This window comes from Nocardia vinacea, assembly GCF_035920345.1.
Lineage (GTDB): Bacteria > Actinomycetota > Actinomycetes > Mycobacteriales > Mycobacteriaceae > Nocardia > Nocardia vinacea_A.
In genome coordinates this window covers 3,738,832-3,751,884 of record NZ_CP109149.1, presented here as the reverse complement: position 1 = coordinate 3,751,884, position 13,053 = coordinate 3,738,832, and the positions used below count along the sequence as shown (strand labels likewise).

The window sequence follows — 13,053 nt, the reverse complement described above, 5'->3', positions numbered from 1 at the left end:
GGACGACGCCCGAGAGGCTGACAGGCAGTCGTCGCGGTTGGGTGTGGCCAACTGCAGGAGGGGTGCGATGTCAGTTCAAATCACAGAAGGACACTGTCCCGCGCAGCGGGTAGAAGGCTATGAGGGGACGTGATGGCGGCGGGGGGATACTTCAATCACTCGACGACCCCGATGAGTACTGGGACGAAGAGCCACTTGGACCGAGGAGGTCCAACGCCGCGCAACCTGTTTCGGTGCCACCTCCTGTCGAGCCGAAACCATCACCGGCCGTCACCAAGTCGACGCCGCCACGGGCTGAGGCCCCCTTTGTGGCGGCTGACTCATCCGCAACTCCAACCCGTATCGGGTCATCCTTCGCCTCAATGGAACTCGACCGCGGATGCCTTCCAATCCGCATTCTGATTCGTCCGCAGTGGAGCCGCTATGTTGCTCCCCATGAGGTAGGCGCCGAACTTATGGCGGCCTACAGAGCCGCTGTGGAAAAGCGTATAGACCAGTTGTACGCATCTGGTCGTCGGCCGACTCCGCAAGAAATTTCGGAGGCAGCGATCCCGGATCACCGGACAATTCTGATGGTGTTGCTCGAGACTCGGACCTGGGAGGAATACAGCATCGCGTCCAGCAGCATGATCAACAGCGGCCACTTCCAAGCATCGGGTCAAGTCATATTTCACGGACAACATCCCGTCAGGCTGACCGCTGACGTATCCCGACTGCTGTCGATCGAGGTGCGAAATGATTGGGCAGCGACCGCGCAGCCCGATCGGATCGTAGACGAAATCCTGTGGTGCGCCGATCAGATCCGTTCCATGCGCCCAAAGCGCATCGTACGGGGAGACTATTCACGTTATGCAGACGATGATCTGGAATATCAGTTGGACCACCATCGGCTGCGGCTCCTAGAAGAACGGATGGGTGATGGCAGATAAGCTGACACTTAACCTGCGCGCGATGAGATTGGCTGCCACCAGCTGGGGTGAAGCTGCCAGCAACCTCGAGGCGGGAGTGGAGACAACCAAAAAGCTTGAAATCACTGCGTCAGAAGCGGGCACGTTCGCGGAAGCCCTGTCGAAGTATCAACCGGCCCCTGGCTACTTCCGAGACAGGTTGAATGAAGGTGTCACCGTTTTCGAGGATATCGGCAAAGTCCTTAAATCCGCGGCCGATACGTATGAAGCGGAAGACCTCGCTAGTAAAGGAAAGCTGGTAAAGCTCGAGGGGGAGATATGACAGCCGCAGATAACCGGCAAAGCTTGCTCGAAAAGTCATCGTATCTTCGTGCGAAGGTAATCGAAGTGGGAGATCTGCCGGCGAAGGTGGACTCAGGCTGCGGGCATCTCGTCAAGCTTGTTCGAGCAAACGGGTATGCCGGTGCCGTCAACAATCCCGTGGGGGTATTGACCGGGTCGGTTGAAGATGCCGTCGATGAGATTTGGGCCGAACGTGACAAGGCGAATAATGCCATTCGTGAAACCTGGGAGAAGCTCAAGAAACTCGAACCCGATCTAGATGTTCCGGTCAAGTTCATCGACGTCGCGAATGAGTGGCGCAACCTCAGGAATAACCTGGTCGCAGCAGGAGGCGACTTCGTTGACACCAAGCTCTCTGAGTGGTCGGGTGATGCGGCTACCAGGTACGAAGAAATGCGCACAACCAGGCAACAGCCTGCATTGGACAGCTTACCGCTAGAATTTGACAAAATCGCAGGCGGCTTGGAAATGATTGCTGCGGCGGAGTTGACTCTATACGGCGAGATCGCCACGAAAGTGCAGGAGTTGATCTCTAAGGTTGAGGACGGCTTTTTCAGCAGCGTCAAGAGTATGCTATCCATATCGTTCTCGGGCGCGCTCTCGGTTGCGCAGGAGTTGGTAAAGGTGGTTGAGGCTGCAAGGGCCTTCATTATCGGTATTGTGAAGACTATGGGGGATGCCGCCAAGACTAATATGATTGAAGGTAACAAGATATCGCAGATCGTGGAGATTCAAAAGGGTTTGCCTGACAATAAGTGGCCCAGTGGTGTCAAATCTTCCTACGGGACTGGAATCGAAGGAATCCGGGAAGCAATCGGCGACGCGTCGACGAAAGACGGGGACAAGTCGGATTGGACGGTGCCTCAGTGAGGATTGGCTTGCTAACCGTGGTCGCCACTGCCGCCCTGGCCTTGGCAGCGGGATGCTCCTCGTCGCAGCCCGCTGCAACACCCGTGTCGTCTCAGGCTCGACCGGCAATGACGCAGGGCGAGCTGTGCGATGTTGTGAAGAACTTCTTCACAACCGAGTTGCACGCCGTCGAAGTGCGAGCCACCGACTTAATCCTCTCGACAGGCACCGTCCTTGTTCACGGTGGAGTGTGCACACTCGCCCAGGGGCAGAACCCGATTGGGAGTTACGTGGTGCAAAACGCACCGGACGATGCGGACCCAACATGGGGCCGCCGTGGATTCGTGAAGACGCCAGAGCTGGGCGAGGCAGTATGGGTGTACGACCTGCGAACAGATAAAGACATATATCCGGACACGGTACGGTTCGCTACCCGCATCAATACGTGGAACGCAATTCTCGAGATCCGGGATACCGAAACCCAGACGGCTAACGGTGACCTCCACCTGACAGACGACGACAAACGCAAATCCGTTCAATTCCTAACCGAGCTGACCAAAAAATTTGCAGCCGATCGATAGCCGGTTCGGTGAGCACCAAGCGACGGCACGGGGAACTGTCGGGACCTAACCTCGATTTCTCTCGTGGGTGGCGTGTCGGCCTGATCGGGATTGGGTTTTCGCTGTTGATCAGCAGCGTATGGGCAAACGTGGGTGGCCCGGTCAGCGGGTTGGCTGCCGGGTTCCACGGGTTCGGAGTGGTTGGTCCCTTCGTTTCGTAGGTGCGGTGTGTGCTGGTCAGCCGGGTTGCAGGTGCGCCGAAAGATGCTGCGCGCCAAGATAAACACCGCCGAAACCAAGCTGTAACGCCACCTGGGCGCCATCGAAGCCGGGGTGGACCCCAATCGCTCGTCGACGCCATGAACGCCGCGCAGGCCGACGAGGCAATCGCGCAAAGTGAATGGATCAGATAGCGCACACGGTCCCGCTGACCGCTACCCAGATCGAGATGATGATCAATTCGCTGGGAGATATGGCCGCCGTGCTCGATGCAGGCGCACCACAGGACAGGATCGCGCTCGACGAGGCATTGAACCTGGAGATCCGCTACGACCCCAAACGGCAAATCACCGTTGCGTCAGCTGACCGGTGTGTGGTTAGCACTGGTGTCCGGAGAGGGTATCGACCAGTACGCCAACCTCCTGCAACATCGAAAACTGCTGGTCATCGGCAAATAGCGGTGGCGCTGACGGCCACCCGGGGGTTGGGGAGCAGCGGCGAACTGTCGATCAGTGTTACGCGGGCGGGATGCTCTGCTCGTACTGGAAGACGTTGTGGGGGTCGTACTTCGCCTTGATCCTGCGCAGCCGCTCGAAGTGCTGTCTTCCCCAGTAGGCGGTCTCCCACTCTTGCATTCCGACGTCCGGCACGTTGACGTAGGCGCCGTCCGCGTAGGGCCGCAGCGCCTGGCTGAACTCGGCGGTCCAGGCCTGGGCCTGCGAGGTGAGCGGGTCGCCGACGCCTGGTTGTGTTGAACGAGTCCCCCAGGCTGCGCCGATCTCGCCGTAGAAAAGCGCGTCGCGATGCGCGAACGCCGTGCCGCCGGGGGGCTCCCGCTTGATCGCCCCACCGAAGGCATCGACGAAGTAGTTGCTCTCCTCTGTGGGAGCGTTTCGCATGAAGTCGCCGATGATGTCGATCGCCTTCTTCGGGAACCGCTCTTTGACGAACTCCGAGAAGAACTTCCAGTTCGCGGGCTCTTGCGCGAGCGGGACCTGGGCTCCCGCAAAGAAGTCGCCCCAGTTACCGACCTGCACCGTGATATCGGGCGTGCCGACCGACAGGATCGGAGCCAGCATCTCTGTGGCCTGTGCCGCTGCCCCCTCCACAAGCCACGCGGACAGCAGAATCTGGGACTTGTGGATCTCGAGCTCGGATCCCAGACGGCTGTCGGCGGACGGTACCGTATGCTGCCACGCTTCGAAGACCCCGTACAGGTCCCCAAGTCCATCCCATGTCGCCTGCACATAGGCGAGATGCTCGAGCGGATACACCTTATAGGTGAGTTGTGTGACGATCCCGAAGTTGCCGTTTCCCGCCCCGCGAAGCGCCCAGAGCAGGTCCGAGTGGTGCTGCAAGTCCGCGTTGATCACTTTGGCGCAGTCGTGACCCGACGGGACGACGACCTCGGCCGCCATCAGGCTGTCGCAGGCCATGCCGAGCCAGCGGTTGAGGGGCCCGAGGCCACCGCCGAGCGTCGCACCACACAAGCTCACGCTGCCCTCGCTCCCGGTTGTGACCGCAAGGTTCTGCTTCGCGAGCGTCGTTACCGCTTCCAGTTGGTTCAGCCCGGCACCGACCGTCGCGCTACGAGCGCCAGGGTCGATCTGTACCGACTTCAGCTGGCTGACGTCGATTACGATGCCGTCGTCGAGGTTCGACCAGCCTTCGAGGGCGTGGCGGCCGCTGCGCACCCGCAGCGCGATGTTGTGCTGCCGCGCCCACGTCAGGGCGTTCACTACGTCCTGGGTTTCCTGTGCGAAGGCGATCACCAGCGGATAGTGAGAAAAGAGCTGGTCCCAGCCGAGTCGCGCATCCGTGTACGACGCGTCACCGGGGCGGACGATGTGGCCGGTCAGCGCCGCCGGCGGGCTTCCCGGGCTTTTACTCGGGTGGCCCGCGGCCACACTTCCCGGGGCGCTCGCGTCCGCAATATCCGGTGTGTCTGCGGCCGTCAGGCTCGAGACAACGACTGCTCCGACGCCAGCGGCGGCCGATGTCCTGAGCAGGTCACGGCGAGAAAGATCGCTCAAGGTCCAGATCCTCTCAATCGGGCTACGCCAGTACCCGGCTGCCAAGGGAACTCTTACCCGCCAGCCGCCGGGCAGTCCTTTGTGGTCGACCCCCGCACGGTAACGGGGTGACGTGGCGGTGTGTCCCGACACGCCAGTCGAGGACGATGGCGACAGCATGAAGGAGACCCGCGACACGTAACCGCGGCCTCAGCTCGCGGCTGCGGTCTCGTGGACCGCACGCCACCACGGCCCGTTGCGGCCCGCGCGTCGGAAACCATGATCGACGTCGTGCACCGCGCGGTCTGATCGCCGCCATGGTGGTGAATTTCCTTGAACCGCACCGCAATAGACTCACCGAATAGCTGCAGCACCTCGAGCCCCTGCGCGGCTGTGCCTCGGGACCGCTAGGCATCACTGACAGAAGATCTGGGTGAGGTTGCGTTCGCGTTTGACGTTGGCGCGTGCGCCTTCGAAGGATCGCCGGAGGGAGCGGTTCTCGTTGTTGGCCCTGGTCAGGTTCTGATTGAGTGTGGTGAGAAGGCTTCGCAGCTTGGCGTTTCGTCGATGAGCTGGTTGCCCTCGGGTCGTAGAGCTGTCCGGTGAGGTCGCTGATGCGGCCCTCATGGAGGTATGCGGACGCGTCTTCGACATCGGTCAATCGGCGATGTTCCGGTTGGAGTCATGGTCAGGTGTCTGTGAGTTCGAGGGCAGCGAGTTCGGTTCGGGCGGTGATGCCGAGTTTGGGGAATGCCTTATAGAGGTGGTACCCGACGGTGCGTGGGCTTAGGAACAGCTGTGCTGCGATGTCCCGGTTGGAGAGTCCGCGTGCGGCGAGTCGGATGGTCTTGCGCTCCTGTGGGGTGAGTACGGCCAGCGCGCCGTCCGCTGTCTCGGGTTTCGGTACGACTTCTCCGGTCGCGTCCCGCTCGGCGCGGGCTCGTTCGGCCCAGGGCATGGCGCCGAGCCTGCGAAACGTCTCGTGGGCGTCACGGAGGTGAGCCCTGGCATCGGACTTGCGGCGCGCGCGGCGCAGCCATTCGCCGTAGAGCAGCGCGGTTCGCGCGCGTTCGAACTGTCGGTCGTCGGGGTGTAGCCGCAGTGCCGTCTCGTACAGCTCCGCGGCGTCGGCTTCTGGTGCGAGCAGTGCGCGGCAGCGGTGGACGTGCGCGTCGATCCATGGCTGCCTGGCTTGGTGTGCCCAATCGGTGAGCCGGGCGAGCGGTTCGCGGGCGACGGCCGGACGGCCGAGTCGGACCGACGCCTCGACCAGGTCAGGGATGCTGCGCAGGCCGGGGAGCTGATGTCGCACCGGTCCGGTGTGCAGGATCGTCAGCCGGGTGAGGGCGGAATCCCAGCGGGCGTGCCCGAGGTCGAGCAACGCCAGTGCCCACTGTGCCCAGGACATGCCCGGTGCGGGCGAGCCGAGTTCCGGCGCGGTGAGCGCGTCGTCGGCGAAGGCGTGGCAGCGTCGCTCGTCGCCCGCCGCCGCGGCCAGGTAGGCCAGTACGCCGCTGGTTTCGGCGATCCACTGCCGGTGTCCGAGCTCCTGTGCGATCTGCAGTCCCTGGGTCGCCTCGTCCCAGGCGTCGGTGTGCCGGCTGAGGAAGGTCAGCGCTCTGGCGACGCAGGCAAGTACCGGTGGTGTGCGGCCGATCCATCCCTGGTCACGGCATTGGGTGAGCAGTTCGTGGGCCACCCGGTGTGCCTCGGTGTCCTGGCCGGCGACCTGCAGGCTGGTGGCGCCGACGAGGATCGTGTCGTGCGGCCCACCGAACCCGGTCCGCTGGGCGTCCGCGATCTGTTGTGTAAGTGCCTCGGGGTCCCGGCTACCCTGTCCGATCGCGGATCGTACGACGCAGGTCAGCAGGCGGGCGACGTGGGTGAGTGGGTCGTCGGGCGGCAACGAGAGCACGTCCAGCCGTTCCACGGTGTCCGCGATCTCGTGTTCTCCGAGGTACCAGGCGGCGTGCACCGCATCGAGCAGTATGTGACCGGCCAGTGACGGGTTGCTGACGTGGGTGAGCGCGGCTGCCTCGGTAAGCAGCCGGCGGGCCGTGCTGAGCGAGCCGACATGAAACGCCGCAGTGGCTCGCACCCGGATGGCGCGGACGGTGAGGGCGGGGTCGTCTGTGCTCGTGACGCCGTGGCCGGCGAGTTCCGTCATGCGTTCGATGTCGCCTTCCTCGGCGGCCGCTTCGGCGGCCAGCACGAGTCGGCGTGCCCGGTCCGCGCCCGGTGGTGTCAGCTGTGCGGCCCGTTCGTAGGCTGCCGCCGCGGCGGCGTATCCACTGCGTGCGGCGGCTCGCTGGGCGGTGCTCTCGAGTTCTGTGGCCACGTGATCGTCAGGTCCGGTGGCGACCACGGCGTGGTGCCAGGCGCGCCGGTCGGCGTCGTCCGGCTGGTCGAGGGCGTCGGCGAGGGCGGTGTGCACGACGAGGCGGAGGCTGACCGGTGCCGCCTGGTAGATGGCCGACCGCACGAGGGGATGGCGAAAGCGCACGGTGTGGTTGTCCACCCGGATCAGCCGCGCCGTTTCCGCCGGCACCAGGTCCGTCGGGCGGCAGCCGAGGGTGTCGGCCGCGCGTAGGACGACGTCGCGGTTGCCGGTGTCCTCGGTGGCCGCGACGAGCAGTAGGTGCTGGCTGGGCTCGGGTAGCCGCCGCACCTGGTCGAGAAACGCCGCCTGGACCGTGTCCGTCATGGGCAGGACTCGACCTGCGGTGATCGGCTGGCCGGCGGCGAGGGCGGCCGGTAGTTCGAGGAGGGCGAGCGGGTTGCCCTGCGCTTCGGCCAGCACCCGGTACCGGTCGGCGGGGGACAGCGTGGCGGCGTGCTCGGCCAGCAGTCCGGCGGCGGCGGGCGCGTCGAGCCCGGTCAGTGACATCTGGGCGAGTCCTGGCGCGGCGAAGCCCGCCCGGGCGGCGATGATCAACGCGACGCCCTCGGCGTCGAGACGGCGCGCGGCGAACAGCAAGGCCTCTGCGGATGCCCGGTCCAGCCACTGCGCGTCGTCGACGAGACACAGCACGGAGCCACCGTCGGCGAACTCGCCGATGAGGGAGAGCACGGCGAGGCCGACCAGCATGCGGTCGCCCGGTTCGGCTGGGGCGAGCCCGAAGGCCCCGCGCAGGGCACGTGCCTGCGGCGCGGGCAGGGCGTCGGTCCGGCCGAGGGCCGTGCGCAGCAGCAGGTGCAGGCCGGCGAACGGTAGGTGCGCCTCGGACTCGACCCCGGTGCTGCGCACGACCCGCAGCCCGTCGGCCCTCGACGCCGCGTACTCGAGCAGCGCGGTCTTGCCTATCCCCGGCTCGCCGGTGATGAGCAGGCACCCACTGCGACCGGTGCGGCAGTCCGCCAACAGCCGATCGATGACCGATACCTCCTCCACTCGTCCGTGCAGCATGCGGCGACAGTACTTAAGCCGACCGGTGACGCCCGGGCCGGATTACCTGGATGTGACAGATTCCGCACGCCGTTCCCCGACGTAGCTTGATCACCGGAGCACGAGAGCCGAGGGAGATCGACCATGTCCGACATCGACGAGCTGGTCAGGCGGTACCTGGCGAGCTGGAACGAGCGCGACCCGGCCAGGCGTCGAGTGCTCGTCGACGAGCTCTGGACCGACGACGCCGGCTACATCGACCCGATCGTGGCCGCCGAGGGCCGCGACGCCATCGAGGACGTGGTGGCCACCGCCCAGCGGCAGTTCCCCGGTCTGGTGTACCGCATGGCCGGGAGCGTCGACAGCCACCACCATGTGGTACGCCTCACCCGAGAACTAGCACCGGCCGATGGCCCTCCCGTGATCATCGGGCTGGTCGTCATGGTCACCGAGCGGGCCCGCTTGCGCCGTGTCTACGGCTTCCTCGATCCCGTGCCCGCGCCGATCCCGTCACCAGGAGCTCAACCTTGATACCTGATCCGATGACCCGCCACCCGTTACCGGCCCATGAGCGGGTGGTGTTCCTCAAACCGCTGGTCAGCTCGCCGAAGATCGCGGTGGGGGAGTTTACCTACTACGACGATCCGGACGGCGCGACGGAGTTCGAGCACCGCAACGTGCTCTACGCCTACGGCTCGGAACGGCTGGTCATCGGCAAGTACTGCGCGATCGCCGCCGGCACGCGGTTCCTGATGGCCGGCGCCGAACACCCGACGATGGGCGTGTCCACCTTCCCGTTCACCATGTTCGGCGGCGAATGGGCCGAGCAAACCCTCGACCTCGTCACCGGCATGCCCAGTCGTGGCGACACTGTGGTCGGCAACGACGTCTGGTTCGGCTATCAGGCCATCGTCATGCCCGGCGTGACCATCGGCGATGGCGCCATCGTGGCGGCCGGTGCGGTGGTCACCGCGGACGTACCGCCGTACACGATCGTCGGCGGCAACCCGGCGCGTCCGATCCGGCAGCGTTTCGACGCCGCCGACGTCGCGGCGCTGGGCCGCGCGGCCTGGTGGGACTGGCCGGTGGAGTTCGTCACCGAGCACGCCCGCACCATCATGGCCGGTACCCCCGCCGACATCGCCCGCACAGCCGCCGAGCACGGACTGGAGAAGGCCGTATGACACGGGTATCGATCGAGGAGTACAGCGTGACCGGCGACGGGCCGTACGCGATCACCACCGGGCCGGACAGCGCGCTCTGGTACACGCTGGTTCACAGTGGACATATCGGTCGGCTGGCGCCGGGCGGCGAGCCGGAGAACCATCAACTCGACCCAGGCTGTGGGCCGACGATCATCACACCCGGCCCGGACGGTGCGCTCTGGTTCACCGAGTACCAGGCACACCGGATCGGCCGGATCACCACCGACGGTGCGGTCCGGGAGTTCGCGTTACCGACGGCGCAGTGCGGACCGTTCGGCATCGCAGCCGGTCCCGACGGGGCGCTGTGGTTCACCGAGACCGCCGCTGACCGCATAGGCCGGATCACCACCGATGGTGAGGTCACGGAGTTCCCGCTTTCGGCCACCGGGGCGTTCCCGTCCGCCATCACCGTGGGCCCGGACGGCGGAATGTGGTTCACAATGAACCAGGCCAACGCCATCGGCCGCATCGGCATGGACGGCACCGTGACTGTGCACCCGCTCCCGACCGAGGCAGCCGCACCGGTCGGGATGACCGCGGGACCCGACGGTGCACTGTGGTTCGTTGAGATCGCCGCGGGGCAGATCGGCCGGATCACCACCGACGGCACCGTGACCGAGTTCCCGCTACCCGACCGCTCCGGCCGACCGCACGCCATCACCCCCGGCCTTGACCACACCCTGTGGTTCACCGAATGGGGCGGCAACCGTGTCGGCACCATCACGCCGGACGCTGTGATCGAAACACACGACCTGCCCACCCCCGGCGCCGAGCCGCACGGCATCACCCTCGGCCCCGACCGTGCCATGTGGACAGCCCTCGAAACCGGGGCACTCGCCCGCATCACCGCCTGACCCAGGAGAAGAACCCTTCATGAAGTACGCGCTCGTGATCTTCGAGACGGACGAGTCACGCCGCCAGATCCAGGCTGACCGGGACGCCTACCGGGAGGCATATGAGACTTGGATCGGCCAGGTCGCGGCCGCGGGCAAACTGGTCGGCGGCGAGGCCTTCGATACCGAGCACACCACCCCGGTGACCGTCCGCAGGGCGGCCGACGGATCGCCCACAGCGACCGTGGGACCCGCGTACGTCGGCGAGGAGACCCTCGGCGGTTGGTTCGTGTTCGATGTCGCCGACCATGCGGAAGCCGTCGAACTGGCCAAGACGCTCCCCACTCCGGAGACGATCGAAATCCGCCTGATCCTCGAATCCGCCTGAGTCGTCACCGAAGGACCAGGGCAGTTCGAGAGCGAGGATCGCTGGCGGCTGCGACCGTCCGCGTACCCCATACAGAGGACACAACGTTGAACATCACCGCAACCACCATCTCGCTGACCGTCGACGACGTGGCCGCTTCCCGCGATTTCCTTACCACCCATTTCGGCTACCAGCAAGCGCGCGCCGCCGAAGGCTTTGTGTCCCTGACCCGGGACGACGCGGCAGCTGACATCGTCCTGCTGCGACGCGGGATCGACGTCCTGCCCGCACACCAACGCGACCAGCGTGCGACCGGCATGATCCTGGCCTTCACGGTGACCGGGATCGAGGGCGAGCATGAACGCCTGCGCGCTGCGGGCGCAACCATCACCATGCCGCTGCGCGAGGAACCCCGGGGTGAACGGCTGTTCCAGGTCACCGACCCCAACGGCATCGTGATGCAACTGGTCGCGTGGGGCACCGAGCCCACGGCGGACTACACGGTGCCGCGAACGATCCAGGCGGAGTTCGAGATCGACAGCTGGGACGAGGTTCCCTATCACGAGCCGGACGAAGGCCCGAAACAGACCAGGATCGTGATCCGCAAAACCTACCGAGGCGCTCTGGAGGGAACTGGGGTCGCCGAGGTTCTCACCGCACAGGGCGCCACGGGCGCAGGCTACGTCGCCTCCGAGCACATCAACACGACCCTGGAGGGCCGGCAGGGCACCTTCGTGATCCAACATGGCGGCCTGGCCGACGGCGACGACCGAAGCACCTTCGGCACCGTGGTGCCGCACTCGGGCACGGCCGATCTCGCCGGGCTGTCCGGACATGCCATAGAGGCCCGCCCCGGCGTCCTGACCCTCACCTACATTTTCGACAGGCTCTCCTGAACACCGGTGGCAACGATCGTCGGCACCTGGACGTATCGTCAGGGAATTCCATCGGCACTGGACCGCTGTGTTCGCTTGCGACGACAGGCTTTTGGTATCCGTGCGCGGCCAGTTGCGATCGGCACCCTGTGCGATGTAGGGGTCACCGTACGGCAGCTCGGCCTGAAACTGACTACCACGAAACACGGGCGGTCGCGGTTGAATCCAACCCACGACCGCCCGTGTGCGTAGTGTCTGTGTCCGGAGGGGGTACCGACCAGTACGCCAACCTACTGCGACACCGAAAACTGCTGGTCATCGGCAAATAGAGGTGGCGTGACGGTTCTGGTCCGGTTGCCGCAGGTTCGTGTTTCCGCCGACCCGAAGTTGATGATGCTGCCGCCGCTGTCGCGCATGAGTTCGATGTCGGTGCCGTGCCGGCCAGCCCTCGAAGTACGCAAAGCGCACAATGTCCCCGCCGCACCAGACCACCGAATAGCCGCTGTCCTGTTTCTGAGTTCCCCGCCGCAGCCCATCCCGTGACGCCGGCGCCCTGCGGGCCGCCGGAGCTACCTTAGTGCGTTACACCCCGGCGGGTGCGAGAACGATGTCGAAGCGCGCCCGGGCCCAGGATTTGCTGCCGAGGTCGTGACCGTCCGGGGTGGGTGTGCCGGGAGGCTGCTGCACAAACTCCGTGATCAGCGAATCCTTGACGCCGAAGACGCTGTCGCCGACCTCGATCTGCGGGTCGCCGTCGACGAAGATGTGTGTGACCAGGGTGCGTAGCCCCTCCGCGTTGACCATGAAGTGCAGATGTGAAACGCGTACCGGTGAGCGTCCGACCGCTGCGAGCATCGCGCCGACCGGACCATCGCCCGGAATGGGATACGGGACAGGTGTCAGGCCCCAGAACCGATACTCCCCATTGGCATCCGAGTACAGGCGTGCGCGCCCGGCGATCCGCTCGTCGGGGTACTGGACGTCGTAGAACCCGTCTTCATCGCACTCCCAAACCTCGATTCGCGCACCGGGCACGGGGTTACCGTCGGTGTCGGTGACAGTGCCTTCGACCCAGCACGGTTGGCCGGCGGCCCCGCCGCTGATGTCCCCGCCGAGCGGAATCTCGGGGGCGTCGGCGACGAAGAACGGCCCGAAGACTGTGGCCTCTGTGGCACCTTTGTACGTCTGGTTGTTCACGGCGATGGTCTGCATGGAGGCACCGAGTACATCGGACAGGAGCACGAACTCCTGTCTTTTGTCGTCGGTGATATGGCCGGCGGCGGTGAGGAACTCGATCGCGGTGTTCCATTCGGCCTCGGTCAAGCGCACGTCCCGGATGAACGCGTGCAGGTGCCGGGTCAGTGACTGCATCACCTGCTTGAGCCGTGCGTCGGGGGTGGCGTCGAACGAGGCGACCACGGTGTCGACGAGCTGGTCTTCGACCGCAGTCTGCGCAGCGGAGATGTGGGTGCTGGTGGCGTGCATGCTCGGTGTTCCT

The 13,053-nt window shown here is 65.2% G+C and carries 12 protein-coding genes; 9 read left to right on the top strand and 3 right to left on the bottom strand.

Annotated elements, in window-relative coordinates:
* The first annotated feature begins 362 nt into the window (after positions 1–362).
* From OIE68_RS17520 to OIE68_RS17505, 4 genes are all read left to right on the top strand, one after another.
* On the top strand, positions 363–929 hold the full coding sequence (locus OIE68_RS17520; protein ID WP_327100425.1) for a hypothetical protein: 567 nt from the start codon (positions 363–365) through the stop codon (positions 927–929).
* On the top strand, positions 919–1,230 hold the full coding sequence (locus OIE68_RS17515) for a type VII secretion target (protein ID WP_327100424.1): 312 nt from the start codon (positions 919–921) through the stop codon (positions 1,228–1,230). The genes OIE68_RS17520 and OIE68_RS17515 overlap by 11 nt, the downstream gene beginning before the upstream one ends.
* On the top strand, positions 1,227–2,120 hold the full coding sequence (locus OIE68_RS17510; protein ID WP_327100423.1) for a hypothetical protein: 894 nt from the start codon (positions 1,227–1,229) through the stop codon (positions 2,118–2,120). Before OIE68_RS17515 ends, OIE68_RS17510 begins: the two co-directional genes overlap by 4 nt.
* 107 nt (positions 2,121–2,227) lie before the next feature.
* On the top strand, positions 2,228–2,680 hold the full coding sequence (locus OIE68_RS17505; RefSeq protein ID WP_327100422.1) for a hypothetical protein: 453 nt from the start codon (positions 2,228–2,230) through the stop codon (positions 2,678–2,680).
* A gap of 713 nt (positions 2,681–3,393) precedes the next feature.
* Here the strand turns inward: OIE68_RS17505 and OIE68_RS17500 are convergent.
* Complete coding sequence (locus OIE68_RS17500; protein ID WP_327100421.1) at positions 3,394–4,911, bottom strand: FAD-binding oxidoreductase; 1,518 nt, start codon at positions 4,909–4,911, stop codon at positions 3,394–3,396.
* Between the two features lie 667 nt (positions 4,912–5,578).
* A complete protein-coding gene (locus OIE68_RS17495) occupies positions 5,579–8,296 on the bottom strand; it encodes a helix-turn-helix transcriptional regulator (RefSeq protein WP_327100420.1) in 2,718 nt (905 codons plus the stop codon).
* Between the two features lie 123 nt (positions 8,297–8,419).
* Between OIE68_RS17495 and OIE68_RS17490 the strand changes: the two genes are divergently transcribed.
* The 5 genes from OIE68_RS17490 to OIE68_RS17470 all read left to right on the top strand — a co-directional run bounded on the left by OIE68_RS17490 (position 8,420) and on the right by OIE68_RS17470 (position 11,576).
* A complete protein-coding gene (locus OIE68_RS17490; RefSeq protein ID WP_327100419.1) occupies positions 8,420–8,806 on the top strand; it encodes a nuclear transport factor 2 family protein in 387 nt (128 codons plus the stop codon).
* Positions 8,807–8,817: 11 nt separating this feature from the next.
* Positions 8,818–9,459 (top strand): CatB-related O-acetyltransferase, encoded by a 642-nt coding sequence (locus OIE68_RS17485; RefSeq protein ID WP_327100418.1) that lies wholly within the window; start codon positions 8,818–8,820, stop codon positions 9,457–9,459.
* Positions 9,456–10,334 carry a virginiamycin B lyase gene (locus OIE68_RS17480; protein WP_327100417.1) on the top strand — a complete coding sequence of 293 codons (879 nt, stop codon included), beginning with the start codon at positions 9,456–9,458 and terminating at the stop codon, positions 10,332–10,334. The genes OIE68_RS17485 and OIE68_RS17480 overlap by 4 nt, the downstream gene beginning before the upstream one ends.
* 19 nt (positions 10,335–10,353) lie before the next feature.
* Positions 10,354–10,701, top strand: coding sequence for a YciI family protein (locus OIE68_RS17475; protein ID WP_327100416.1), 348 nt, complete (start codon positions 10,354–10,356; stop codon positions 10,699–10,701).
* 86 nt (positions 10,702–10,787) lie between these two features.
* Entirely contained in the window at positions 10,788–11,576 is a 789-nt protein-coding gene (locus tag OIE68_RS17470) for a DUF3224 domain-containing protein (RefSeq protein ID WP_327100415.1), read from the top strand.
* A gap of 561 nt (positions 11,577–12,137) precedes the next feature.
* Here the strand turns inward: OIE68_RS17470 and OIE68_RS17465 are convergent.
* Complete coding sequence (locus OIE68_RS17465; RefSeq protein ID WP_327100414.1) at positions 12,138–13,040, bottom strand: dioxygenase; 903 nt, start codon at positions 13,038–13,040, stop codon at positions 12,138–12,140.
* Between the last annotated feature and the right edge of the window lie 13 nt (positions 13,041–13,053).